This window comes from Azoarcus indigens, assembly GCF_004361735.1.
GTDB classification, from domain to species: domain Bacteria; phylum Pseudomonadota; class Gammaproteobacteria; order Burkholderiales; family Rhodocyclaceae; genus Azoarcus; species Azoarcus indigens.
In genome coordinates, this window is sequence record NZ_SNVV01000018.1 from 24,014 (window position 1) to 47,441 (window position 23,428).

At 69.7% G+C, this 23,428-nt stretch carries 19 protein-coding genes; 13 read left to right on the forward strand and 6 right to left on the reverse strand.

Annotated features, from left to right (window positions below; translation table 11 throughout):
• Positions 1-241 precede the first annotated feature (241 nt).
• Positions 242-1,501: a sensor domain-containing phosphodiesterase gene (locus C7389_RS17870; RefSeq protein ID WP_133594011.1), complete on the forward strand. Its 1,260-nt coding sequence runs from the start codon at positions 242-244 to the stop codon at positions 1,499-1,501.
• A 144-nt stretch (positions 1,502-1,645) separates the two neighbouring features.
• Entirely contained in the window at positions 1,646-3,505 is a 1,860-nt protein-coding gene (locus C7389_RS17875) for a PAS domain S-box protein (protein WP_133594012.1), read from the forward strand.
• Between the two features lie 41 nt (positions 3,506-3,546).
• On the opposite strand, the gene C7389_RS17880 is transcribed toward C7389_RS17875, so the two are convergent.
• Positions 3,547-5,742 (reverse strand): putative bifunctional diguanylate cyclase/phosphodiesterase, encoded by a 2,196-nt coding sequence (locus C7389_RS17880; RefSeq protein ID WP_133594013.1) that lies wholly within the window; start codon positions 5,740-5,742, stop codon positions 3,547-3,549.
• Between the two features lie 686 nt (positions 5,743-6,428).
• Here C7389_RS17880 and C7389_RS17885 point away from each other — a divergent pair.
• Positions 6,429-6,776, forward strand: coding sequence for a GFA family protein (locus tag C7389_RS17885; protein WP_133594014.1), 348 nt, complete (start codon positions 6,429-6,431; stop codon positions 6,774-6,776).
• Complete coding sequence (locus C7389_RS17890) at positions 6,773-7,390, forward strand: hypothetical protein (RefSeq protein ID WP_133594015.1); 618 nt, start codon at positions 6,773-6,775, stop codon at positions 7,388-7,390. The genes C7389_RS17885 and C7389_RS17890 overlap by 4 nt, the downstream gene beginning before the upstream one ends.
• A gap of 3 nt (positions 7,391-7,393) precedes the next feature.
• Here C7389_RS17890 and C7389_RS17895 read toward each other — a convergent pair whose 3' ends face one another.
• Positions 7,394-8,206: a PEP-CTERM sorting domain-containing protein gene (locus C7389_RS17895; protein ID WP_133594016.1), complete on the reverse strand. Its 813-nt coding sequence runs from the start codon at positions 8,204-8,206 to the stop codon at positions 7,394-7,396.
• 106 nt (positions 8,207-8,312) lie between these two features.
• Complete coding sequence (locus C7389_RS17900) at positions 8,313-8,654, reverse strand: DUF7079 family protein (protein ID WP_133594017.1); 342 nt, start codon at positions 8,652-8,654, stop codon at positions 8,313-8,315.
• 222 nt (positions 8,655-8,876) lie between these two features.
• Here C7389_RS17900 and C7389_RS17905 point away from each other — a divergent pair, with 222 nt between their 5' ends.
• From C7389_RS17905 to C7389_RS17945, 9 genes are all read left to right on the forward strand, one after another.
• Positions 8,877-9,509 (forward strand): class I SAM-dependent methyltransferase, encoded by a 633-nt coding sequence (locus C7389_RS17905; protein ID WP_133594018.1) that lies wholly within the window; start codon positions 8,877-8,879, stop codon positions 9,507-9,509.
• Between the two features lie 441 nt (positions 9,510-9,950).
• Positions 9,951-10,043, forward strand: coding sequence for a K(+)-transporting ATPase subunit F (kdpF, locus tag C7389_RS17910; RefSeq protein ID WP_133594019.1), 93 nt, complete (start codon positions 9,951-9,953; stop codon positions 10,041-10,043).
• Positions 10,040-11,812 (forward strand): potassium-transporting ATPase subunit KdpA, encoded by a 1,773-nt coding sequence (gene kdpA / locus C7389_RS17915; RefSeq protein WP_133594020.1) that lies wholly within the window; start codon positions 10,040-10,042, stop codon positions 11,810-11,812. Before kdpF ends, kdpA begins: the two co-directional genes overlap by 4 nt.
• A 106-nt stretch (positions 11,813-11,918) precedes the next feature.
• Positions 11,919-13,997, forward strand: coding sequence for a potassium-transporting ATPase subunit KdpB (kdpB, locus tag C7389_RS17920; protein ID WP_133594021.1), 2,079 nt, complete (start codon positions 11,919-11,921; stop codon positions 13,995-13,997).
• Between the two features lie 76 nt (positions 13,998-14,073).
• Complete coding sequence (gene kdpC / locus C7389_RS17925) at positions 14,074-14,685, forward strand: potassium-transporting ATPase subunit KdpC (protein WP_133594022.1); 612 nt, start codon at positions 14,074-14,076, stop codon at positions 14,683-14,685.
• A 51-nt stretch (positions 14,686-14,736) separates the two neighbouring features.
• Positions 14,737-17,469: a DUF4118 domain-containing protein gene (locus tag C7389_RS17930; protein ID WP_133594023.1), complete on the forward strand. Its 2,733-nt coding sequence runs from the start codon at positions 14,737-14,739 to the stop codon at positions 17,467-17,469.
• Positions 17,466-18,158 carry a response regulator gene (locus C7389_RS17935; protein WP_133594024.1) on the forward strand — a complete coding sequence of 231 codons (693 nt, stop codon included), beginning with the start codon at positions 17,466-17,468 and terminating at the stop codon, positions 18,156-18,158. The genes C7389_RS17930 and C7389_RS17935 overlap by 4 nt, the downstream gene beginning before the upstream one ends.
• A gap of 149 nt (positions 18,159-18,307) precedes the next feature.
• Positions 18,308-19,006: a PEP-CTERM sorting domain-containing protein gene (locus tag C7389_RS17940; RefSeq protein WP_133594025.1), complete on the forward strand. Its 699-nt coding sequence runs from the start codon at positions 18,308-18,310 to the stop codon at positions 19,004-19,006.
• Between the two features lie 331 nt (positions 19,007-19,337).
• The gene (locus tag C7389_RS17945; RefSeq protein WP_133594026.1) at positions 19,338-20,387 is read left to right on the forward strand and encodes a helix-turn-helix transcriptional regulator; all 1,050 of its coding nucleotides are present in this window, start codon (positions 19,338-19,340) and stop codon (positions 20,385-20,387) included.
• 207 nt (positions 20,388-20,594) lie between these two features.
• Here C7389_RS17945 and C7389_RS17950 read toward each other — a convergent pair whose 3' ends face one another.
• From C7389_RS17950 to C7389_RS17960, 3 genes are all read right to left on the reverse strand, one after another.
• Entirely contained in the window at positions 20,595-20,861 is a 267-nt protein-coding gene (locus C7389_RS17950; protein WP_133594027.1) for a hypothetical protein, read from the reverse strand.
• 254 nt (positions 20,862-21,115) lie between these two features.
• The gene (locus C7389_RS17955; protein ID WP_133594028.1) at positions 21,116-21,568 is read right to left on the reverse strand and encodes a bacteriohemerythrin; all 453 of its coding nucleotides are present in this window, start codon (positions 21,566-21,568) and stop codon (positions 21,116-21,118) included.
• Between the two features lie 238 nt (positions 21,569-21,806).
• Positions 21,807-23,144: a PQQ-dependent sugar dehydrogenase gene (locus C7389_RS17960; RefSeq protein ID WP_133594029.1), complete on the reverse strand. Its 1,338-nt coding sequence runs from the start codon at positions 23,142-23,144 to the stop codon at positions 21,807-21,809.
• Positions 23,145-23,428 lie beyond the last annotated feature (284 nt).

The following is a 23,428-nucleotide window of genomic DNA, read 5'->3' on the forward strand; positions in this document are numbered from 1 at the left end:
CCGAGCATGCTGCTGGCTTCCATCGACGGTCTCGCGCCGCGCCTGAGCACCGCCTCAACTCCGGCCGCTGCAGGCCGATGGTGAAAGCCACGGCCACCGCCGCGGGCCCGCCTGCCGTACGGCCTCTCAGGCCCACGGCAAGGCCGCAAACCCACTATAACGATGCTGTGCAACACACAGCGGGATGACGTAGCGCTGCGTGGTTTTTCACCCGTCACGGCTTCGCCTACAGGAGATCGGAATGAGCGACCCCCTTCCAAGCAAGGCGCTGTTGCCGGGCAAGACTGCGCTCGCACGTGCAATGCTGGGGCTGGAGGGCGAAAGCGCCACCGCGTTGGGGCAGGTACTGCAGGACGTGGTGCGCTCCATCCGCGCCCACCTCGGCATGGATGTGGCATTCATCTCCGAATTCACTGGCGGCCGGCGGGTTTTCCGCCAGATAGACTCCGGCCTGGTGGCGGTACCGATAGAGGTGGGCGGTGGCGGGCCGCTGGAGGAAAGCTACTGCCAGCGCATCGTGGAGGGCCGCCTGCCGCAGCTCATCCACAATGCCCAGGAACTCCCCGCCGCGCTGGAGCTGGCCGCTACCCGCGCGGTGCCGGTGGGTGCCCATCTGAGCGTGCCCATCTGCTTCAGCGACGGCAGCGTCTACGGCACCCTGTGCTGCTTCAACCTCACTGCCGACTACTCCCTCAACGACCGCGACCTCGGCATGATGAAGGTGTTGGCGGACTTCACCGCCCACCGCCTGGAGCAGGATGCCTCCCGCCGGCACGACACCGAGGCGATACGCGAACGCATAGAGCGCGTGCTGGAAACACGCGACTACACCATCGTCTACCAACCCATCATCCACGTGCCGGAGCACCGCATCATCGGCTACGAGGCGCTCGCCCGCTTTTCTTCCGATCCGTATCGCACGCCGGATGTCTGGTTCCGCGAGGCGGGGCTGGCCGGCCTGCAGGCGGAGTTGGAGGTCGCGGTGATAGAGCGGGCGCTGGAAGCCATGCCGCAGCTGCCGGCCCACACCTATATGTCGCTCAACGTGTCGCCGGCCACGCTGCTGCGGGACGGCATCGCCGAAGTGCTGGAGCGCGGGCCGCTGGACCGCATGGTGCTGGAAATCACCGAGCATGAATCCATCATCGACTACGAGGCCTTCACCCGCGCCGTCACGCCCCTGCGCCAGCACGGCCTGGCGCTGGCGGTGGACGACGCCGGCGCCGGCTATGCCAGCTTCCGCCACATCCTGCGGCTCAAGCCGGACGTCATCAAGCTGGACATCAGCCTCACCCAGGGCATAGACCACGACCCCGCCCGCCGCGCGCTGGCGGTGGCGCTGATCCAGTTCGCCGCCGAAACCGGCAGCAAGATCGTCGCCGAGGGCGTGGAGACCCAGAGCGAGCTGGACGTGCTGCGCAAGCTCAAGGTGAACAAGGCCCAGGGCTATCTGCTGGGCCGACCGGCACCGGTCTCCCACCTCCAGACCACGCTGGGCTGAGCCGCCCCGCCACAGGCGGCCCGGCCTAGCGGCCCGCCCCCCGCGGGCGACAGGGCCCGCCGGCCTACTTATACTGCAGACAGGATCGCTTCCCGTTCGCGACAGCCGTGCGGCCTCTGGCCAAGCCCTCACTCCTGGACCGATATGCTCATAGCGCCTCTGCCACCCGACGAAGTCGAACGTATCCGGCTGCTGCACGCCCTGAATGTGCTGGATAGCGATCCCGAGCCCGAATTCGACCGCATCACCCGGCTGGTCTCCCACCTGCTGAAGGTACCGATGGCGCTGATCTCGCTGGTGGACAGCGAGCGCCAGTGGTTCAAATCCCGCGTCGGCGTAACCGACAGCGAAACCTCGCGCGACCTGTCCTTCTGTGCCCACGCCATCCTCGGCACCCAGCCGATGGTGGTGGAAGACGCCACCCGTGACGAGCGCTTCGCCGACCATCCCATGGTCACCGGCGGCCCCCGCGTGCGCTTCTACGCCGGCGTGCCGATACGCTCCGTTGGCGGCCTGGCGCTGGGCACCCTGTGCGCCATCGATTCTCACCCGCGCCAGCTCAGCGCGGAGCAGCTGGAAGTGCTGCAGGACCTGGCCGACATCGCCAGCAAGGAGATGCAGCTGCGCGAGACGGTGAGCCTGGCGCAGAAACAGCTCAGCCGCACCGACAACGTGCTGGAGGCGAGCGAAGCGCGCTTCCGCGCGGTGTTCGAGCGCGCCGCGGTGGGCGTTGCCACCATCGCCCCCGGCGGCGGCTGGCTGAGCATGAACGACGCGGTGTGCGAGATCACCGGCTACAGCCGTGAGGAACTGCAACGGCTGACCTTCCAGGACATCACCCATCCGGACGATCTGAAGAGCGACCTCAAGGCCCTGCGCAAGCTGATTGCCGGCGACATCGACCGCTACCAGATCGAGAAGCGCTACCTGCGCAAAGGCGGCGGAACGGTGTGGGTCAATCTCAATGTGACCAAGAAGCAGTCCCCCGGCGGCGAGCTGGAGTACTTCATCTCCACCCTCACCGACATCCAGGCGCGCAAGGAGGCGGAAGCCGCGCTGGAAGGTCTGCGGCTCGAACTGGAGAAGCGGGTGGAAGAGCGCACCCGCCAGCTGAACAAGCGCGAGCTCGAACTGCGCTCCGTCATCGAAAACGCCAACGACGCCTACATCAGCATAGACGCCACCGGCGCCGTCACCGGCTGGAACAGGCAGGCGGAGGCCACCTTCGGCTGGCGCGCGGAAGAAGCGCTTGGGCAGTCGCTGCACGACCTCATCGTGCCACCCGAACTGAGGGAGGCTCACCGCCTGGGCATGCTGCATTACCTCGCTACCGGCGAATCCAAGGTGGTGGACCAGCGCCTGGAGTTGCCGGCGCTGCGACGCGACGGCAGTTCGCTGCATGTGGAAGTTCGCATCCGCGCCCTCAACCTCGACGGCCAGCGCGTATTCAGCGCCTTCCTGCACGACATCACCGACCGCCGCAAGGCGCAGGCCCTGCGCGAGCGGGAGGCGCTGATGGACCCGCTCACCGGCCTGCTCAACCGCCGCGCCCTCACCGAGATGCTGCCGGGCGCGATGGAGCGCGCCGGGCGCAGGGGCTCAGCGCTGGCGGTGCTCTTCCTCGATCTGGATGGCTTCAAGGCGGTGAACGACACCTTCGGCCACGACACCGGCGATCTGTTGCTGCGTGAAGTCGCGGCACGGCTGCGGCGGGTGGCGCGCGGCAGCGACACCCTGGTACGGCTGGCGGGAGACGAATTCACCGTGGTGCTGGAAGGGCTGACGAGCGACAGCGACCAGGCCATGAAGTGCGCCGAACGCATCCTCCACGCCATCACCCAACCCATCCACATCAACACCCACACCGCCCAGGTGGGCGTCAGCATCGGCCTGGCCATCCACGAGCCGCATACCAACCAGAGCGCCGATGTGCTGATGAAGCGCGCCGACTCCGCCATGTACGAAGCGAAGCATGCCGGCAAGGGCTGCATCCGCCTGAGTTGAGCCGGCGGCGGGGCCACGGCCCCAACGCCGGCCTCCTCCTCTCAACGTACCGCGACCTGCCGCAGCGGCCTGATGCCGAACAGCTCGGCGAACTCGGTGGCGGACACCGGTTTGCCGAACAGATAGCCCTGGCCTTCCTCGCAGCCATAGCGATAGAGGCAGCGCATCTGGTTCTCGTCCTCTATGCCCTCGGCGATGGTTTCCAGCTGGAAGCTGTTCGCCATGTCCAGGATGGCGCGTATCACCGATGCGTCCCGCTCGGAGCCGAGCATGCCCTGGACGAAGGAGCGGTCTATCTTGATCCGGCTCAGCGGATAGCTCTTCAGCAGGCTGAGCGAGGCGTAGCCGGTGCCGAAATCGTCGAAGGCCACGCCGACGCCGTAGTTGCGCAGCCGCTTCAGGATCTCCAGCACCACATCGTCGTTGTCGAGCACGATGTTCTCGGTGACTTCCAGCTCCAGTGCATCCGGCGGCAGGCCGTGACGGTTCAGCGCGGCGATGACCTGGGACACCAGATCGCCCACACGGAACTGGGCACCGCTCAGATTCACCCCCATGCGGAAGCTCCCCGCCCCGGCGCGCCGCCACTGCGCCGCCTGGGCGCATGCCTCGTCGATGATCCAGGCGCCGACGATGGCCGCCAGCGGCCCGCCCTCCAGCGCCGGCAGGAAGGCGGCCGGCGCCAGCAGGCCGCGCTGCGGATGGCGCCAGCGGATCAGCGCCTCCGCGCCCACCAGTTCGCCGTCGTACAGCCGCACCTGCGGCTGGTAGAAGAGCACGAACTCGCCGTCGTTCACCGCGCGGTGCAGCTCGATGTTGTACAGCCGCCGCGCCATCGCATCCATGCGCAGCGCGGTAACGAAGAGGAAGCACTGGCCACGGCCCAGGCTCTTGGCCTTGAACAAGGCCAGGTCGGCATCGCCGATCAGTTCCAGCGCCTCCTGCGCCTGCTCCGGCGCCACCGCCACGCCACAGCTGGCCGCCACCCTCACCTCATGGCCATCCACCAGGATGGGCTCGGCGATGCGGGCCATCAGCGTGCGCGCCACCTCCATCGCCAGTTCCGGAATGGCGACGCCCGGCAGCAGGATGGCGAACTCGTCGCCGCCGATGCGCGCCACCGTGTCGCCGGCCCCCACGCCCTGCTCCAGCCGGCGCGCCACCTCGCACAGGATGCCGTCGCCCACCGCATGGCCCAGGGTGTCGTTCACATCCTTGAAGCCGTCCAGATCCACCATCAGCGCGGCCGCGGCCAGCGGCTGGGTCAGCGTCTCTTCCATGCGGCGGTAGAAGCAAGCGCGGTTGGCCAGGCCGGTGAGGATGTCGGTGTGGGCGATACGGTGCAGCTCCGCCTCCTCGCGCCGGCGCTCGGTCAGGTCCTGCAGATGGGCGTTGAAGGTGAGCATGCCGTTCTCGCGCCAGCAGAACAGGGAGAAGCCGAGCAGGAACTCGCTGCCGTCCTTGCGCAGGCCGTGCAGCTCGGCAGGCATGGTCAGGCCGTCCACCGAACCGGAGGCCACCGCGCGGGCAACCAGATCGGCGATGCCGGCGCGATAGCGCTCCGGCACCAGGGTGTCGATGGAGCGGCCGGCCCCCTGCTCCACCGCATAGCCGTGCAGCCTCGCCGCCGCCTCGTTCCAGGCGACGATGCTGCGCTGTTCATCGAACCACACCACCGCGGTCGGCGAGTTGCGGGCGAATTCCTCGAAGGGGCGCTTTGCCTGCTCGGTGGAGATCTCCACCCGGCGCAGTTCCAGCCGGTCGGCGGCCATCCTGGCCAGCTCGCGCAGGCGCTGGCAGTCCTCTTCCGAGAAATCGTAATGGGGCTTGCCGTCGATCACGCACAGCGCGCCCAGCGCATGGCCCTCCGGCGAGGTGAGCGGCACGCCGGCGTAGAAACGCAGGTTGGCGCTGCCGGTGACCAGGGGGTTGTCGTGGAAGCGCTCGTCCTGCGTCGCGTCCGGCACCACCATCACGCCGTTCTGGGTGATGGCATGGGCGCAGAAGGAGACGTCGCGGCTCATGTTGACGTCGGCCCCTTCCAGCCCGGTGCTGGCGGCGAAGAACACATGATCGCTGCCTATCATGTTCACCGCCGCCACCGGCATGCCGAACATGCAGGCGGCAATCTGCACCACCGGATCCAGGCTGGGAAGCGGACGGTCGCTGCCCAGTCCATAGGCAGCCAGCGCCTTGATGCGCTCCGGCTCGGTCGGCAACACGGGGGGGCATTTCATGACGATCTCCTCGCCGGGATTTGTGCTCTGCGGCAAGCAATCCCGCCTACTCGAAGTGCCCGGATTGGGCGCGCCAATGCCCAATATATACCCAGGCAAAGGGAGAGCGTAGTCACCCGGCAGGCAAGAGATGCGTCCGCCGCGCGCTTCTCAATACCATTCTTTAATCAAGGTTTTCAAAGAATTAGGCCGATCCGGCTAGCGTCTTGCCGGCGTCGGCCACAGCACTTCAATACCACCATTTTTTCATTTGTCATCTCCGGATACACGCGGTGGCGTGCAAGCGGCCGGGCAAAGCCGCTCCCGCCGGGAAACATCCGCCAGCACCGAAACCTAAAATGGGCATATATAATTCGACATAGTTCGCCGCAGCGTGCGAGCCATGCGGATCACATCACCGGCGCCGGGAACAGGGTCGACCACAGCAGCGGCGGCGGGCGCTGGAAGCTTGTGGAAGCATTTCCTGAGCGGAGCGGCAACCGCAGCAGCGGGCCTTCGCCGCCGCAGCCGGGAGGCTGAGGAAGGTCGGACTTGCGCAACGCAGCAAGCCCGGCCGGCTTTCCTCCTGGAAGGAGTGCTGCCCCGACCACCTCGTCCGCCTCCCCCAACCCGCGCCGCGCAGGCGGCTGGCCGCATGCCCCGGCCGGCGGAGTATCCTCCCCCTCCCGCCCCCAGAGGAGACAGCGATGAACTACACCGGAAGCTGCCATTGCGGCCGCATCGCCTTCGAGGTCGAAGGCGAACTGGAGCAGGCCATGTCGTGCAACTGTTCCATCTGCCAGCGCAAAGGCGCGCTGATGTGGTTCGTGCCGCGCGACAGGCTGAAGCTGAAAACGCCGGCGACCAACGCCAGCACCTACACCTTCAACAAGCATGTGATCCAGCATCGCTTCTGCCCGGTATGCGGCATCCACCCCTACGGCGAGGGCATTGGGCCGGACGGCGAGGCAATGGCGGCGATCAACATACGCTGCCTGGAAAACATCGAGCCGGAAAGGGTCCCCGTTACCCATTACGACGGCCGCTCCCATTGAACAAGCCAGGCGGCCCACCCTGGCGGGCTGCCTCTTTCGAGGAAGAAGCCCTGTTCACCCCTGCTGAATTCGCCGGAGCGGTCACCAGCGCCGCCGCACAGCTGGACGCCGCCCGCCGCGCCCTGCAGGCGCTGGCCTGCCCGGCCATCACCACCCTGGAAATCCGCCTGGACGAGCTAGACGGGCACCGCATCGAAGCACTGCTGGCCGGCGTGCCAACCGGTTATCGCAAGGACGAGCGGGAAGATGACCACGTCTACCTCATCCAGGCAGCCGCGCCCGGCAGCGGGCTCGCCGGGGAGCTGGCGGCGCAGCTGGCCGAAGCACGCAAGCTGGGCGCCGACTACTCCCGGCTCAACCCGGGCAACCTGCCCACCGATACCCTGTACGTGGGCCGCTCCAAGACGCCGCGGGCGCGGCTGCGGCAACACCTGGGTGCCGAAGGCCGCGGTGTGTTCTCGCTGCATCTGCAGCGCTGGGCCGGCGGCAGCAGGGCGGCCATCCGCATCTCCCTGATGCGTTTCCACCGCCTGGACGATCTGCTGGTGCAGGCGGTGGAAGACGGGCTGTGGGCCTCGCTGCGGCCGGCCTTCGGCCGCAAGGGCGAACGCTGAGGCTCAGCCGGCGGCCAGAGCCCGCCCCTGCCCGCCGGGCGGGCGACGGCGCATGACCATGCCCGCGAGGCCCAGGGCAAGCGCAAGCAGCGTCAGGCTGGCAGGCTCCGGCACCGCGGCGACGTCTATCACCGTCAGCGCCCACTGGCCGGGGTTGCCGTAGGCCCAGCCGTAGGCGTAGCCCCAGCCGCCCAGCGTGGAACCGCGGTCCGTCCTGTCCTCGCTGCCGTCCACGCCGGGGCGGTCATTGTAGGAGCTGAGGCGGTAGCCTTCGGTCAGCCGCGGATCCCAGATCGCCGAATACAGCAGGTCCAGGAACCACGCGGTCGGCAGGCCCGCTGCGTCCACCTGGTAGATGAACACCCCGCCGTCGAAAGCTTCGCGCGGGTAGATGACCTGGTAGGGATAGTCCGGATAAGTCTCGTAGCGCAGCCATTCGGGCCAGGTTTCCGCCTCGGCGATCTGCTCCGGCGACAGCATGCCCATCACCGGATCGCTCTCGCGGTAGGTGAACTGGACGTCGCCATCGCCGATGGTGAAGCGCAAGCCGGGCAGCGTGATCAGGTTCTGATCACTCCCGGTCAGCCGGGTGGGAGAGAGGATCTCGGCGTAGATGAAATGATCGGCGGTGTAAGGCGGCGCGCTTGCGCCGGGATTTCCCTCCCCGAAAGGGTTTCCCACATAGCTGTAGCGATAGAAGGGCGCCGCCTGGGCACTGCTCGCCAGCAGGCTCAGCAACAGGGCAAGGACGAATGCGACAAGGCCGGTGGAGCGGCCGCGGCCGGAGTCCGGCGGGCACAGCGCTGATGGATTCATGACACCTCCGATACACAACGGTGACGGGCAGAAGCCGTTTCAGCTTAGCGGGCGTGATGACGCAAGCAAGTTTTCATGTATCGGAATGGGCAACCCGGCGGCGGGTTCAGCCCTGGCGTATGGCCGCCCAGAGCGGACGGCAGGACCAGCGCAGCCAGACCACGGTGAGCCCATCCCGCCAGCGCCACCAAGCGCTGCGCCGCTGCCTCGCCAGCCGTTGCTCTATCTCCCGCTGCAGCCATTCGCCGTCGAAGGCGGTCCATACCGGCGGCACCGAGGTCTCCAGGTTGGCATGGCAGACCAGCGCAACCTCGCGGAAGAAGATGCGTTCCACCTCCTCCCAAGGGTAGCTCCCCACCCGGGCGGCAATGCCGGCGAAATCCACCTCCTTATCCACGAAGGCATCGGACAGGGCGAGGCGCAGCGCGGCTTTCTGCTCGTCGTTCATCGGTGGAAGTATCGGCCCTGCGGGGCATTGCGGGTGAAGGAAAGCGCGCACGGGCTGCGGTCCTCGCCGACACACCCGCCTGCGCTGGGCCGAAGGGAAAAACCGCAGCCCTACTCATCCCGGCCTCGTTTGACCCCATTCCGCCCTATTCCGCCCCATTCCGCCCTATTCCGCCCCCATTGGCGCTAGGCTGCGCCTTCCCCATCACGAACCGCCGTGCCAATGGAACAGCCTCCCGCCGACAACAGCCCACTCGCCGCCAACATCATCGGCCTCTACATCCGCCATGCGACGCACTGGGACAGCCGCCGCGCCGCCGCGCTGCACATGGAACTGGGCTGGTTGCAGCGCTTCACCGCCCTGCTGCCGCCGAACGCCAGCGTGCTGGACATCGGCTGCGGCACCGGCCAACCCATCGCCCGCTGGCTCCTTGAGCAGGGCCATGCCGTCACCGGCGTGGACAGCTCGCCCGCGATGCTGGGCTACTGCCGCAGCCGCCTGCCGCAAGGCGAGTGGCTGGCCGGCGACATGCGCCGGCTGGCGCTGGAGCGCCGCTTCCACGGCCTCATCGCCTGGGACAGCTTCTTCCACCTCACCGCCGACGACCAGCGCGCCATGTTCCCCCGCTTCCGCGCCCACGCCCTGCCCGGCGCCGCGCTGCTGTTCACCAGCGGCCCCGGCGCCGGCGAGGCGATAGGCGAGTTCGAGGGCGAGCCGCTCTACCACGCCAGCCTGGCGCCGGAGGAGTACCGCACGCTGCTGGCGGAAAACGGCTTCACCGTACTCGCCCACCGCAGCGAAGACCCGGACTGCGGCCAGCACACGGTGTGGCTGGCGCAGCAGGCGGACGCCTGAGCGGAGAAGCCATCCAGCCGGCAAGCGGATGAGAGATTCCGTTCGCCTCCAACCCGTCCCAGGCTCGTACTGACTCCGTCCTGAACCAGCCGGAGAACTCGGCCCGAACGGCTGGGCGCCTTCAACGGCCGGCTTCGCTCCCGGCTTGGCGGCAAACAGGGCGAAACCGGCCGTGGCACCGGCCAGTGCCCGGCCACGAACCCGCCAATGCCGCCTCCAGCCCCCACGCTCCCGCGGCCAAAGCACCCTCCCCGCCACTCTTTACACTTTCTTGATCCCCGCACCACCCGGCTTTTCAGCATCTTGATGCGGCTCCTCCTAGGCTCTGGGCATCACCGGAGGATTCGTCATGGACCTGCTTTTCCTCGCGCTCACCGCGCTCTGCTTCGCCACCGTCGCCGGCCTCGCCCACGGCTGTGCCGCCCTCGCCCGGAGGCGCGGATGAACGGCCTTTATCTGCTCGCCGGGCTGGTGGCCGCGGGCCTGCTCGTCTATCTGCTCGCCGCCCTGCTGTTCCCGGAGGACTTCTCGTGAACGCCCAGGCCTGGATGCTGCTCTGCGCCTTTCTCGCCGTTCTGCTGCTGCTCGCCGTGCCCACCGCCGCCTGGCTGGCGCGGGTGATGGAAGGCCGCTTCGCCCTGGGCGCGCGCATCGAAGCGCCGCTTTACCGCCTGGCCGGCGTGCGCCCGCAGGAGGACATGGGCTGGCTGCGCTACGCCCTCGCCCTGCTGCTGTTCAACCTGCTGGGCACGCTGGCGGTGTATGCACTGCAGCGGCTGCAGGCCGTGCTGCCCTTCAACCCGGAAGGTATGGGCGCCATCGCCGCCGACTCCGCCTTCAACACCGCCATCAGCTTCGCCAGCAACACCAACTGGCAGGGCTACGCCGGCGAGACCAGCATGAGCTACCTCACCCAGATGCTGGCGCTGACGGTGCAGAACTTCCTCTCCGCCGCCACCGGCATCGCGGTGGCGACAGCGCTGATCCGCGGCTTCGCCCGCGGCAGCAGCGCCGGCATCGGCAACGCCTGGGCGGACCTCACCCGCGTCACCCTGTGGGTGCTACTGCCGGCCTCGGCGCTGCTGGCGCTGTTCTTCGTCAGCCAGGGCGTGATCCAGAACCTGGCGCCCTACCAGCAGGTGGAAACGCTGGAAGCGCTGCAGTACGAGGCGCCGCGCACCGGGCCGGACGGCGCACCGCTGCTGGACGCCGACGGCAAACCCGACATGCAGCCGCAGCAGAGCCGCAGCCAGACGCTGGCGATGGGCCCGGTGGCCTCGCAGGAAGCGATCAAGGTGCTGGGCACCAACGGCGGCGGCTTCTTCAACGCCAACTCCGCCCATCCCTACGAGAACCCGAACGCGCTGAGCAACTTCGCGCAGATGGTCGCCATCTTCCTCATCCCGGCGGCGCTCTGCCTGGTGTTCGGCCGGCTGGTGGGCGACCCGCGCCAGGGCTGGACGCTGCTGGCGGCGATGACCCTGCTGTTCGTGCTGGCGGTGATCGCCCTCACCCACTACGAGGCGCTGGGCAACCCGCGCCTGGCCGCGCTGGGGGTGGCGGACGGCGGCAACCTGGAGGGCAAGGAGCTGCGCTTCGGCATCGCCGCCTCCAGCCTGTTCGCGGTCATCACCACCGCCGCCTCCTGCGGCGCGGTGATTGCGATGCACGATGCCCTCACCCCGCTGGGCGGCGCGGTGCCGCTGGCGCTGATGCAGCTGGGCGAAGTGGTGTTCGGCGGCGTGGGCAGCGGCCTCTACGGCATGCTGGTGTTCGCGCTGCTGGCGGTGTTCATCGCCGGGCTGATGATAGGCCGCACGCCGGAATACCTCGGCAAGAAGATCGAGGCCTACGAGATGAAGATGGTGGCCATCGCCATCCTGGTGACGCCGCTGCTGGTGCTGGGCGGCACCGCGCTGGCGGTGATGGCGGACGCCGGCCGCGCCGGCATCGCCAACCCCAGCGCCCACGGCTTCAGCGAAATTCTCTACGCCCTCAGCTCTGCCGCCAACAACAACGGCAGCGCCTTCGCCGGCCTCTCCGCCAACACCCCCTTCTACAACGCCCTGCTCGGCGTGGCGATGTGCCTGGGCCGCTACGCGGTGATGGTGCCGGTGCTGGCCATCGCCGGCAGCCTGGCGGCGAAGAAGCGGCTGGCCGCCGGCGCCGGCACCCTGCCCACCCACGGCCCGCTGTTCGTGACGCTGCTGGCCGGCACCGTGCTGCTGGTCGGCCTGCTCAACTACCTGCCCGCGCTGGCGCTGGGACCGGTGGTGGAGCATCTGGCGCTGTTTGGCCACTGAACCTCCGGACGCCCGGCCCCAGCCGGGCCGGCGACACCACTGCCTTTGCCCTTCCCTGCCCCGGCCCGCTCCGGCGCGCCGCCCCAACGCGGAAGCGAGACCTCACATGACACGCAAGACCTTCACCCTGTTCGACCCGGCCCTGGCCGGCCCCGCCGCCGTCGAGGCGCTGCGCAAGCTGCATCCGCGCGTGCAGTGGCGCAATCCGGTGATGCTGGTCGTCTATGCCGGCGCCGCCTTCACCACGCTGCTGTGGCTGCAGGCCCTGGGCGGCAACGGCGAGGCCTCCGCCGGCTTCATCCTGGCGGTGGCGCTGTGGCTGTGGTTCACCCTGCTGTTCGCCAACTTCGCCGAGGCCCTGGCCGAAGGCCGCAGCAAGGCGCAGGCGGCCTCGCTGCGGGCGCTGAAGCAGGAGAGCTGGGCCTGCCGGGTGCGCGACGCGGAGGCCCGCGGCGAGGGCGAGCGCATCGCCGCCAACGCGCTGCGCCGCGGCGACCTGGTACGGGTGGAAGCCGGCGACGACAGCCAGGGCCTGATCCCGGCCGACGGCGAGGTCATCGCCGGCGTGGCCTCGGTGGATGAATCCGCCATCACCGGCGAATCCGCGCCGGTGATCCGCGAGGCAGGCGGCGATTTCAGCGCCGTCACCGGCGGCACCCGGGTGCTGTCGGACTGGATCGTGCTGCGCGTCACCGCCAATCCCGGGGAAACCTTCGTCGACCGCATGATCGCCATGGTGGAAGGCGCCCGCCGGCAGAAGACGCCGAACGAGATCGCGCTCTCCACCCTGCTGGTGGCGCTCACCCTGGTGTTCCTGGTCGTCACCGCCAGCCTGCTGCCCTTCTCCCTGTTCAGCGTGGCGGCCGCCGGCGCCGGCCAGCCGGTGACGCTCACCGTGCTGGTGGCGCTGCTGGTCTGCCTCATCCCCACCACCATCGCCGGCCTGCTGTCGGCGGTGGGCGTGGCCGGCATGAGCCGCATGATGCAGGCCAACGTCATCGCCACCTCCGGCCGCGCGGTTGAAGCCGCCGGCGATGTGGACGTGCTGCTGCTGGACAAGACCGGCACCATCACCCTGGGCAACCGCCAGGCTGCAGCCTTCCTGCCGGCGCCGGGCATCTCCGAGCGCGAACTGGCCGACGCCGCCCAGCTCGCCTCGCTGGCGGACGAAACGCCGGAGGGCCGCAGCATCGTGGTGCTGGCCAAGCAGCGCTTCGCCCTGCGCGAGCGCGACATCGCCGCGCTGGGCGCCAGCTTCGTCCACTTCTCGGCGCAGACGCGGATGAGCGGGGTGGACATGGGCGCGCGCCAGCTGCGCAAGGGCGCGGCGGAAGCCATACGCCGGCATGTGGAAGCCCAGGCCGGCCATTTCCCGCCGGCGGTGCAGGCCACGGTGGACGAAGTCTCCCGCCGCGGCAGCACGCCGCTGGTGGTGGCCGACGGCGGCCGGGTGCTGGGCGCCATCGAACTGAAGGACGTGGTCAAGGGCGGCATCAAGGAGCGCTTCGCCGAGCTGCGCCGCATGGGCATAGAAACGGTGATGGTGACCGGCGACAACCGCCTCACCGCCGCCGCCATCGCCGCCGAAGCCGGGGTGGACGACTTCCTCGCCGAGGCCACGCCGGAAGACAAGCTGCGCCTCATCCGCCGCTACCAGGACGCCGGCCGCCTGGTGGCGATGACAGGCGACGGCACCAACGACGCCCCGGCGCTGGCCCAGGCCGACGTCGCGGTGGCGATGAACACCGGCACCCAGGCGGCCAAGGAGGCCGGCAACATGGTGGACCTGGACAGCAACCCGACCAAGCTGATCGAAGTGGTGGAGACCGGCAAGCAGATGCTGATGACGCGCGGCTCGCTCACCACCTTCTCCATCGCCAACGACATCGCCAAGTTCTTCGCCATCATCCCGGCCGCCTTCGTCGGCACCTATCCGCAGTTGGCCACGCTCAACCTGATGGGGCTGACCAGCCCCGGCTCGGCCATCCTGTCGGCGGTCATCTTCAACGCCCTCATCATCGTCGCCCTGATTCCGCTCGCCCTGCGGGGCGTGCGCTACCGGCCGGTGGGCGCCGCCGCGCTGCTGCGGCGCAATCTGCTGGTGTATGGCGCTGGCGGGCTGGTGGCGCCCTTCGCCGGCATCAAGCTGATCGACCTCGGGCTGGCAGCGGCCGGCTGGGCCTGAGCCAAGGCGGGCCCAGGCCGCTCGCCCCGTATCGAAACCGCCTTCCTCCCCTCGCCGGATCCCACGGAGTCACCCCATGTCCACCCTGCCCCACCGCTCCCTGCTGCGCCCCGCCCTCGTGCTCTTCCTCGCCCTCTCGCTGCTCACCGGCCTCGCCTATCCGCTGCTCATCACCGCGCTGGCGCAGGCGCTGTTCCCCGCCCAGGCCGCCGGCAGCCTGCTGCTGCGCGAGGGCAAGCCGGTGGGGTCGGCGCTGATCGGCCAGTCCTTCAGCGGGCCGGAATATTTCTGGAGCCGGCCCTCCGCCACCGCGCCCCTGCCCTACAACGCCGCCGCCTCCGGCGGCGCCAACCAGGGGCCGACCAATCCGGCGCTGCTGCGGGCAGTGGAGGCGCGCGTCGCCGCCCTGCGCGCCGCCCACCCGGAACAGCCGGGGCCGGTGCCGGCGGACCTGGCCACCACTTCCGCCAGCGGCCTGGACCCGCACATCAGCCTGGCCGCCGCCGGCTACCAGCTGGAACGGGTGGCGCGGGCGCGCGGCCTGCCGCCGCAGGCACTGCGCAGCCTGCTGGCGGAACACGCCGAGCAGCCGCTGTCCGGCTTCCTCGGCGAAGCCCAGGTGAATGTGCTGCAGCTGAACCTGGCGCTGGACGAGCTGGCTGCGGGCAAGCGCGCCGCGCGGAACTGATGCCGCCAATGCAATCCCCGCCACAATCGCCCCGGCGTAGGATGACCGCAAATGCCTGAACAGCGCCCAGACCCCGACCAGTTGCTCGCCCAGGTGCAGGAGGCCAGCGGCCGCGCAGGCCGCGGCAGGCTGAAGATCTTCTTCGGCGCCTGCGCCGGCGTGGGCAAGACCTACGCCATGCTGAGCGCCGCCCGGGCGCTCGCCGCGGTGCCCGGTGAGACCAGCGGCGCCGCGGACGGCGGCATCCTCATCGGCATCGTCGAAACCCACGGCCGCGCCGAAACCGAGGCCCTGCTGCCCGGCCTCGCCCGGCTGCCGCCGCGGCGCATCGCCTACAAGGGCCGCGAGCTGGGGGAGTTCGACCTGGATGCTGGCCTCGCCCGCCGCCCGGCGCTGATCCTGGTGGACGAGCTTGCCCACTCCAACCTTGCCGGCTGCCGCCACCCCAAGCGCTGGCAGGACGTGGAGGAACTGCTGGCGGCCGGCATCGACGTGTGGACGACGATGAACGTCCAGCACCTCGAAAGCCTGAACGACATCGTCGGCGGCATCACCGGCATCCGGGTGTGGGAGACGGTGCCGGACCGGGTGTTCGACGCCGCCGACGAAGTCGTCATCGTCGACCTGCCGCCGGACGACCTGCTGCAGCGCCTGAAGGAAGGCCGCATCTACCTGCCGCGGCAGGCCGAGCAGGCGGTGCGCAACTTCTTCCGCAAGGGCAACCTCATCGCCCTGCGCGAACTCGCCCTGCGCCGCACCGCCGACCGGGTGGACAGCCAGATGCAGCGCTACCGCCAGCGCGGCGCGCCGCCGCCGGCCTACGGCAACCGCGAGGCGCTGCTGGTCTGCCTGGGCACCGCCGAGGACGACGACAAGACGCTGCGCTCCGCCGCCCGCCTCGCCGCCCAACTGGATGCGCCCTGGCATGCGGTGCACGTGGAGACGCCGGCGGTGCAGCGCCAGCCGCAGGCGGCCCGCGAACGCGCCCTGCGCTTGCTGCGGCTAGCGCAGGAGATGGGCGCGGAAACCGCCACCCTGGCCGGCCAGGAGGTGGCCGGCGCGGTGGTCGAGTACGCCCGCCGGCACAACCTCGCCCGCGTGCTGATCGGCCGCCGCCGGCGCCGGCTGCCGCCCTGGCGGCGCGGCCTGGCGGAGCGCCTCGGCGACTTGGGCGCGGAGCTGGACGTGATGCAGATCGCCCGCCCGCCTCGCCGCCATACGCCGGCGGACGGTGCCCGCAACGAGGCCGGTGCAGCGGCGCGCGGCCGGCGCTGGCGCCCCTATGCCGTCAGCGCCGCCGCCTGCGGGCTGACGGCGCTGCTCGCCGGCCTGCTGTTCCCGGTGTTCGAGCTGCCCAACATCGTCATGCTCTTCCTGCTGGCGGTGGTGGGCGTGGCCCTGCGCTGCGGCCGCGGGCCGGCGGTGCTGGCGGCCTTCCTGTCGGTGGCGGCCTTCGACTTCTTCTTCGTCCAGCCGCGGCTGTCCTTCAACGTCAGCGACATCCAGTATCTGGTGACCTTCGGCGTGATGCTGCTGGTCGGCCTGGTGATAGGCCAGCTCACCGCCCGCCTCAGCTTCCAGGCCCGCGTCGCCCAGGAAGGCGAGAACCGCATGCGGGCGCTGTACGAGATGTCGCGCAGCCTGTCGGCCGCGCTGCTGCCGGAGCAGGTGGCGGAGATCGGTGGCCGCTTCCTGGCGGCGGAGTTCGACGCCCGCTCCGCCCTGCTGGTGGCCGACGACAAGGATGCGCTGCAAGCGCCCTTGAGCGCCGGCGAACCGCCGGAACTGGACGCGGCCGTCGCCCAGTGGTGCTACGACCACCAGAGCGCCGCCGGCCCGGGCACCGACACCCTGCCCGCCGGCGCCACCCTCTACCTGCCGCTGCGCGCCTCCATGCGGGTGCGCGGCGTGCTGGCGCTGCAGGCGCCCGACGCCGTCCGGCTGGCGACGCCGGAGCAGCGCCGCCTGCTGGAGACCTGCGGCTCGCTGCTGGCGCTGGCGCTGGAGCGGCTGCACTACATCGAGGTCGCCCAGGGCACCACGCTGCAGATGGAGTCGGAGCGGCTGCGCAACTCCCTGCTCGCCGCCATCTCCCACGATCTGCGCACCCCGTTGGCCTCGCTGGTCGGCCTCGCCGAAGCGCTGCCGCTGGCGCGGCCGCCGGTGGCCGGCCAGGCGCTGGAGATCGCCGACGCCATCCGCGATTCGGCGCTGCGCATGAACGCGCTGGTCTCCAATCTGCTGGACATGGCCCGGCTGGAAGCCGGCGCGGTGCAACTGAACCGGCAGTGGCAGCCGCTGGAGGAGGTGGTGGGCAGCGCGCTGGCGGCGGCGCGGCCTGCGCTGGCCGGGCGCAGCGTCGGCGTCGCCCTTCCGGACGCGCTGCCCTTGGTGTATATCGACGCCGTCCTTATCGAACGGGTGCTGGTTAACGTGCTGGAGAACGCGGCCAAATACACACCGGCGGGTACACCGCTGGAGATCGCCGCCGCCGTGGCCGGCGACAGCGTGCTGCTGTGGCTGGACGACCACGGCCCCGGCCTGCCGGCCGGCCGCGAGGAAGCGCTGTTCAACAAGTTCGAGCGCGGCACCCGGGAGAGCGCCACCAGCGGCGTCGGTCTCGGCCTGGCCATCTGCCGCGCCATCGCCCGCGCCCACGGCGGCGACATCACCGGCGCCAGCCGCGCGGAAGGCGGCGCCCGCTTCACCCTGCGCCTGCCGCGTGGCGAGCCGCCGGCACTGCGGGCTCCCGTTGAGGCCGACGAGCCGGGGAGCGCCGCATGAGCGAGGCCTCCATCCGGGTGCTCATCGTCGAGGACGACGCCGGCATCCTGCGCTTCGTGCGCATGGCGCTGGAGGCGGAGGGCCTGCAGGTGTTCGAAGCCGCCTCGCTCAAGCGCGGCCTGATCGAGGCCGGCACCCGCCGGCCCGACCTGGTGGTGCTGGACCTGGGCCTGCCGGATGGCGACGGCGTGGATTTCATCCGCGACCTGCGGGGCTGGTCGGAGATGCCGGTCATCGTGCTGTCCGCCCGCAGCGCCGAGGTGGAGAAGATCAAGGCCCTGGACAGCGGCGCCGACGACTACCTGGTCAAGCCCTTCGGCACCGGCGAACTGCTCGCCCGGGTACGCAGCCTGCTGCGCCGCCGCGCTCGCAACAGCGTGGACGACAGCGCCATCCTCAGCTTCGGCGACATCCGCATCGATCTGCCGCGGCGGCTGGTGGAACGCGCCGGCGAGCCGCTGCACCTCACCCCGCTGGAATACCGCCTGCTCACCCACCTGTGCGCCCATCCGGACCGGGTACTCACCCACCGCCAGCTGCTGAAGGCGGTATGGGGCGCCGCCCATGAGGCGGACACCCAGTACCTGCGGGTGTTCATGGCCGGGCTGCGCAAGAAGGTTGAGGCCGATCCCTCGCAGCCCCGCCACCTGATCACCGAGACCGGCGTCGGCTACCGCTTCCTGCCGTAAGCGCCTGGATGCGGCGCTCCGCGGCGCCGACGCCCCACTTCAGGCAGCCCAGTCGTAACACATTGCCATTCCGCGCCATGACGGCTCCATCCGCTGCTATATCGCAGCCACGGCCGCCGCCGGCGGCCGCCACCATCAGGAGGGAGGCAATGTTGAAAAAAAGATCCGGCCGGGCATTGGGCGCCGCCGCCATGTTCATGCTGCTCGCTGGCGCCGCCCAGGCCGCACCGGTGACCTTCTACTTCGGCGGCCGCATCGCCGACCAGGGCATCGGCCGGCACGTGGCCGGCAGCATCACCTACGACACCGCCGCCAGCGAGATCGTCGATTCCCGCGGCCCCGGCGATCTCGGCGACCGCCTGCTCTACCGCAACGCCATCGCCGAATGGACCTTCGACACCGGCCTGGTCTCCCGCACCGTCACCAACGGCCACATCGCGGTGTGGAACGACTACCTGCGCTGCATCCATCCCACCGCGGACGGCGGCTGCGCGGCCCCACACCAGGCGGAAGCGGACCGCATCATGTTCAGCTTCGACGTGCTGGGCGAGCAGATCACCCTCATCCTGCTCGGCAACTGGCTGTCCGGCGATCCCGCCAGCGTGCTGCACAGCTACCTGGACAGCAGCGCCCTGCCGGCCGACATCCCTGCGCTGGATACCGGCCGCGTCGATTTCTTCTGGTACCGGGAAACGCCGGACGGCTTCGAAGAGATCGCCAGCAACTGGCTGGATGTGGCCGCCACCCCCTTCCCCGATCCCCGCACCCTGCCCGAACCCGGCAGCGCCGGCCTGCTGCTGCTCGGCGGCGCCCTGCTCGCCGCCAGAAAGCTGCGGCCCCGCAGCTGAAGGGTGGAAGCCTGCCGCCGCCGCGGCAGGCTGCACTGACAACTGGCCGCAGACCACTAGCCGCCGGCCGAGCGCCTTCCCGCTGCCAACACCCGCCCGGCAGGCGTCCCTGCCACGATAGGTGTCATACCTCTTAAGCGGCAGCGGCCAAGCGCCGCGTGCAGCCAGATTGCTTTCCCCGGACGGGCGGCCTGCCCCGTTGCAGCGCATCCACCCTGCTTGACCATTTCCCCAGAACGGGTTTCTTGGCCGACGCACTATGCATAAAGTCAGATGCCTTCGTTCCTCTCCAGCGCTACGGTTAGGCATCAGCCCCGCAGATGAGAACAGCATGGACAGCCTCACGCTACGTGACGAGGCCGCCGCCGAATGGCTGGCGCACATCGCCGACATGTTGGGCGCCGAAGCACACGGCATGCTCACCCGCCACCCCGACGGCACCCAGACGCTGATTTCCCGGGGCCACGAGGAAAGCGCCGCCCTGGCCTACCGCGACCACTACTCCCGGCTGGACCCACTCGCCAGCCTGCTCGCCATCCGCCCGGCCGGCCGCGCCCTCATCCTGGACACCGACAACCATCCCGCCTACCTGGCGCAGCGGGAGCTGATGGACGGCTACATCCGCCCCAACGGCATCCGCCATGTAGCCGCCGCCCGTTGGCAGCTGCCGGACGGCTCGCTGCGGCTGCTCGGCTTCCAGCGCTTCGCCGGCGCCGCGCCCTTCAGCGTCGACCAGGGCCGCGAGCTGGACAAGCTCATCCACCACTGGCGCATCGGCAACGCCATGCCGCAGCCACTGGGCTTCGACGACAGCGGCGCCGGGGCCCGCCGGCGCAATTGCGACATCGCCGCCCAGTTGCCGACGCCGCTGGTGGTGGTGGACGCCCACCTGTCGGTGATCTGGGCCAACCTCGCCGCGCTGGAGGAAAACGGCGAGCTGTGGAGCGGACTGCGCAAGCACGCCAGCCGCAGCCGCGGCGAGGAGATGCTGCTGCGACCGCTGCGCCAGCTGGTACTGGAGAGCCTGCGCGGCCGCTGCGAGGCCGAAGCACTGATCGAGACCAGCGGTGCCGCCGGCACCTGGGTCGCCATCGCCAGCCCACTGATAGGCAAACCCGGCCTCGCGCTGCTGCGGCTCACCGCGGTGCACGGCCAGCCACGCGGCCTGCGCGCCCGCCTGCAGCGCCTCTACCACCTTACCGCCGCCGAGGCCGAGCTGGCGGCGATGCTGACCCAGGGCGACAGCCTGGAGCGCATCGCCGAGCAACGCCAGGTGGCGCTGGAGACTGTGCGGGCGCAGCTGAAGTCCGTCTTCCGCAAGACCGGCGCCCACCGGCAGGGCGAGCTGGTGAGCTGGGTGGTGAAACTGGCGAGGGCCTGAGGGCGAGTGGGCACGGGAACGGCGGCCTGGCTGCCGGATCGCCCCCTGGCCAGCTCGGCCAGGCATGACGAAGGCGCCATGCCAAGCGGAGCCGAAGGGCCTGCCGGCAACAAAGACGACGAACGCCGGTCCCCGGGCAGCACGCCTGGGACGGAAGCACCGGGCGAGGGCTTGAGCCCGCGGGCGGGCAGGAACGCCAGCGCCGCCTCAGTCGCTCAGCACCGCTTCCTGCACCGGCGGCGGCGCCTTCACCACCCGGTTGCAACCGGCATGTTGGGCTTGGCGCAGCGCATGGTCGACGCGCTTCAGCGGCACGCCGGCTTCGCCGTCCCGGCCGGAGGCCAGCGCCAAGCCGACGCTGATGGTGATGCCACCCACCTCGGCGATACCCGGCGGCGCGTCGCCGCAGGCCTGTTTCATCAGCCCGGTGGCGATGCGGACGACATAGATGCCGGTGCTGCGCAGGGTGAGCATGGGGGAGGCCGGCGAACCACAGCGTGAGGCGGCTGCGCAGGCTGGCCTGGGAATCGGGGAAAGGGGGAGTGCGGCGTTCACGGAGGCAACGGTGCCAGCGCTCCTCCAGGCGACGAAGGTGGCAAGGCGGCGTTCACAGGCCGGCCCCGGTTTGAAGATCGCCCGGCAACCGGGACAACGTCATGACGGCTTCTTGCGCGGCACCCGCCATGCGGCGGGCATGAGCTGTCCGTTTTGCCACACGGCGCCGGCGCTCAGCGCAGGCGGGCGAAGAAACGCCCGAGCAGCGAACTGCTCCGCTTCTCGCTGCGAAACTGCGCCGCGTAGCGTTTGTCCTCGACCAGGATGTGATTCACCAGCCAGTCGCGCAGGAAATGGATCAGCTCTAGGCTGACCGTGCGCCCCGCATGCGCCGCTTCCTTCTCCTCCATCAGCTTGCGTACGAACTTGCGGTGGTAGGCCACGTGGCCGTCGAAGTCCGGATAGTCGATGGAGCGCATGAAGGTCTCTTCCTCGGTGAAATGCAGCACGGTGTAGCGCTCCAGATCCTCCAGGATGTTGGCCAGGCGGCGCCCCTCGGCATGGTCGAGGATGGCCACCCACAGGCGGTTCATGATGTCGAACAACATCTTGTGCTGATGGTCGATCTCTTCCAGGCCCAGCGCGTAGCTGTCCTGCCATATCACCAGCGTCGTATTCTTTCTCATTGCAGATTCTTGCCTCGAACCGGCGCCGGCCGTGGACATCACGGCCGGCTGTTGGCGGATTTCCGTTTCCGGGGCGAAGATCTACCGATACGTCAGCATCTCCCGCGATCTCCGTCCCGCCCGGCATAAAGCAAATAGAATGCCGATTGGGGGCAGGAGAGTAGCCGAGGAGCTGGCACAAGCGTTTGACTTATATCCAAAAACCTACGATCTCCCGGGGCGGGCCGGGAGGGGGAACTCAACGCGCGGCGGCGCTCACCCGCCACACCACGTTGCCGACATCGTCCGCCACCAACAGCCCGCCACGCCCGTCGATGACCACGCCCACCGGCCGGCCCAGCGCCTCGCCCTCGGCGTTGAGGAAACCGGTGAGCACATCCACCGGCATGCCCTGCGGCTTGCCGTCGGCGAAGGGCACGAAGATCACCTTGTAGCCGCTGTGCGGCTTGCGGTTCCAGGAGCCATGCTGGCCGACGAAGGCACCCTCGGTGAAGGGCGCCGGCAGCCGCGAGCCAGCGGCGAAGCACAGGCCCAGCGAGGCGGTGTGGGAGCCGAGGGCATAGTCGGGCACGATGGCCGAGGCCACCAGCTCCGGCCGCTGCGGCTCCACCCGCTCATCCACATGCTGGCCGAAATAGCTGTAGGGCCAGCCGTAGAAGCCGCCGTCCTTCACCGAGGTCATGTAGTCCGGCACCAGGTCGTTGCCCAGCTCGTCGCGCTCGTTCACCGCGGTCCACAAGGTGCCGGTGCGCGGTTCCCAGTCCATGCCCACCGGGTTGCGCAGGCCGGAGGCGAACAGCCGGCTGCGGCCGCTGGCGGCGTCGATCTCCAGGATGGCGGCACGGTTCTCCTCCGCCTCCATGCCGTTCTCGGCGATGTTGCTGTTGGAGCCGACCGAGACGTAGAGCTTGCTGCCGTCCTTGCTGGCGACCACGTTCTTGGTCCAGTGATGGTTGATGCCCGCCGGCAGGTCGACCACCTTCTCGCCCGGCGCGCTGATCTCGGTCTGGCCCTCGCGGTAGGGAAAGCGCATCAGCGCGTCGGCGTTGGCCACGTACAAGGCGTCGCCGACCAGCACCATGCCGAAGGGCGAGGACAGGTTCTGCAGGAAGGCGGTCTTGAGCTCGGCCACGCCGTCGCCGTCCGCATCCCGCAGCAGGCTGATGCGGTTGGCGCTCTCGGTGACGGCGCCGCCGCGCTTCATGAACAGGCCGCGCACCCATTCCATCGGCCCGCCGGAACTCTCCTTGGGCGGGCGGTTGGTCTCCGCCACCAGCACATCGCCGTTGGGCAGCACGTACAGCCAGCGCGGGTGGTCCAGGCCGCGGGCGAAGGCCCCCACCTGCAGGCCGGCAGCCGGCACCGGCTGGGTGTCGCCTGCCCAGCCCTTGGCCGGGGCGACGTTGATGGTGGGCAACAGCGAGCGCTCCGGGGCGGGCAGCTCGGGTGCCGGGCCGTAGCCGATGGGCGCGTCCGGCACCGCCTGGGCCAAGACGGTGGTGCTGGCAGTGATGGCGAAAGCCACGGAAGCGGTGCGGATGACGCCTGCGAGATGGCGGGGGAAGGGGCTGGACATGGGCGGGTCTCCTCTGCGGTGGGGCGGCGTGCCGTCAGCAGGCGGCTTGCTTCGCGCAAGTGCCCGCTGCATCGGGGAAAAGCCACAGGTTAGGTGGGCGCCGCGGCCCACGGTTCAATTGCAACCGCATACCACCTCGGAGGCGCGTGGATATACAGGAATGGGTTTTGCTGAGGTCAGCGCCATCGGGCGGGATGGCCGGCACGCTGGTGGCCTGGGGAGGGATTACGCCGGCCCTTGCGGCCTTACCCTGCCCTTGCGCCGCCTCCCGGCAAAACGAACAT

Bases quoted from the DNA above. Each gene is read 5' to 3' on its own strand.
- C7389_RS17870 (WP_133594011.1), top strand. From the start codon at position 242: ATGAGCGACCCCCTTCCAAGCAAGGCGCTGTTGCCGGGCAAGACTGCG.
- C7389_RS17875 (WP_133594012.1), top strand. From the start codon at position 1,646: ATGCTCATAGCGCCTCTGCCACCCGACGAAGTCGAACGTATCCGGCTG.
- C7389_RS17880 (WP_133594013.1), bottom strand. From the start codon at position 5,742: ATGAAATGCCCCCCCGTGTTGCCGACCGAGCCGGAGCGCATCAAGGCG.
- C7389_RS17885 (WP_133594014.1), top strand. From the start codon at position 6,429: ATGAACTACACCGGAAGCTGCCATTGCGGCCGCATCGCCTTCGAGGTC.
- C7389_RS17895 (WP_133594016.1), bottom strand. From the start codon at position 8,206: ATGAATCCATCAGCGCTGTGCCCGCCGGACTCCGGCCGCGGCCGCTCC.
- C7389_RS17900 (WP_133594017.1), bottom strand. From the start codon at position 8,654: ATGAACGACGAGCAGAAAGCCGCGCTGCGCCTCGCCCTGTCCGATGCC.
- C7389_RS17905 (WP_133594018.1), top strand. From the start codon at position 8,877: ATGGAACAGCCTCCCGCCGACAACAGCCCACTCGCCGCCAACATCATC.
- kdpF (WP_133594019.1), top strand. From the start codon at position 9,951: ATGAACGGCCTTTATCTGCTCGCCGGGCTGGTGGCCGCGGGCCTGCTC.
- kdpB (WP_133594021.1), top strand. From the start codon at position 11,919: ATGACACGCAAGACCTTCACCCTGTTCGACCCGGCCCTGGCCGGCCCC.
- kdpC (WP_133594022.1), top strand. From the start codon at position 14,074: ATGTCCACCCTGCCCCACCGCTCCCTGCTGCGCCCCGCCCTCGTGCTC.
- C7389_RS17930 (WP_133594023.1), top strand. From the start codon at position 14,737: ATGCCTGAACAGCGCCCAGACCCCGACCAGTTGCTCGCCCAGGTGCAG.
- C7389_RS17935 (WP_133594024.1), top strand. From the start codon at position 17,466: ATGAGCGAGGCCTCCATCCGGGTGCTCATCGTCGAGGACGACGCCGGC.
- C7389_RS17940 (WP_133594025.1), top strand. From the start codon at position 18,308: ATGTTGAAAAAAAGATCCGGCCGGGCATTGGGCGCCGCCGCCATGTTC.
- C7389_RS17945 (WP_133594026.1), top strand. From the start codon at position 19,338: ATGGACAGCCTCACGCTACGTGACGAGGCCGCCGCCGAATGGCTGGCG.
- C7389_RS17950 (WP_133594027.1), bottom strand. From the start codon at position 20,861: ATGCTCACCCTGCGCAGCACCGGCATCTATGTCGTCCGCATCGCCACC.
- C7389_RS17955 (WP_133594028.1), bottom strand. From the start codon at position 21,568: ATGAGAAAGAATACGACGCTGGTGATATGGCAGGACAGCTACGCGCTG.
- C7389_RS17960 (WP_133594029.1), bottom strand. From the start codon at position 23,144: ATGTCCAGCCCCTTCCCCCGCCATCTCGCAGGCGTCATCCGCACCGCT.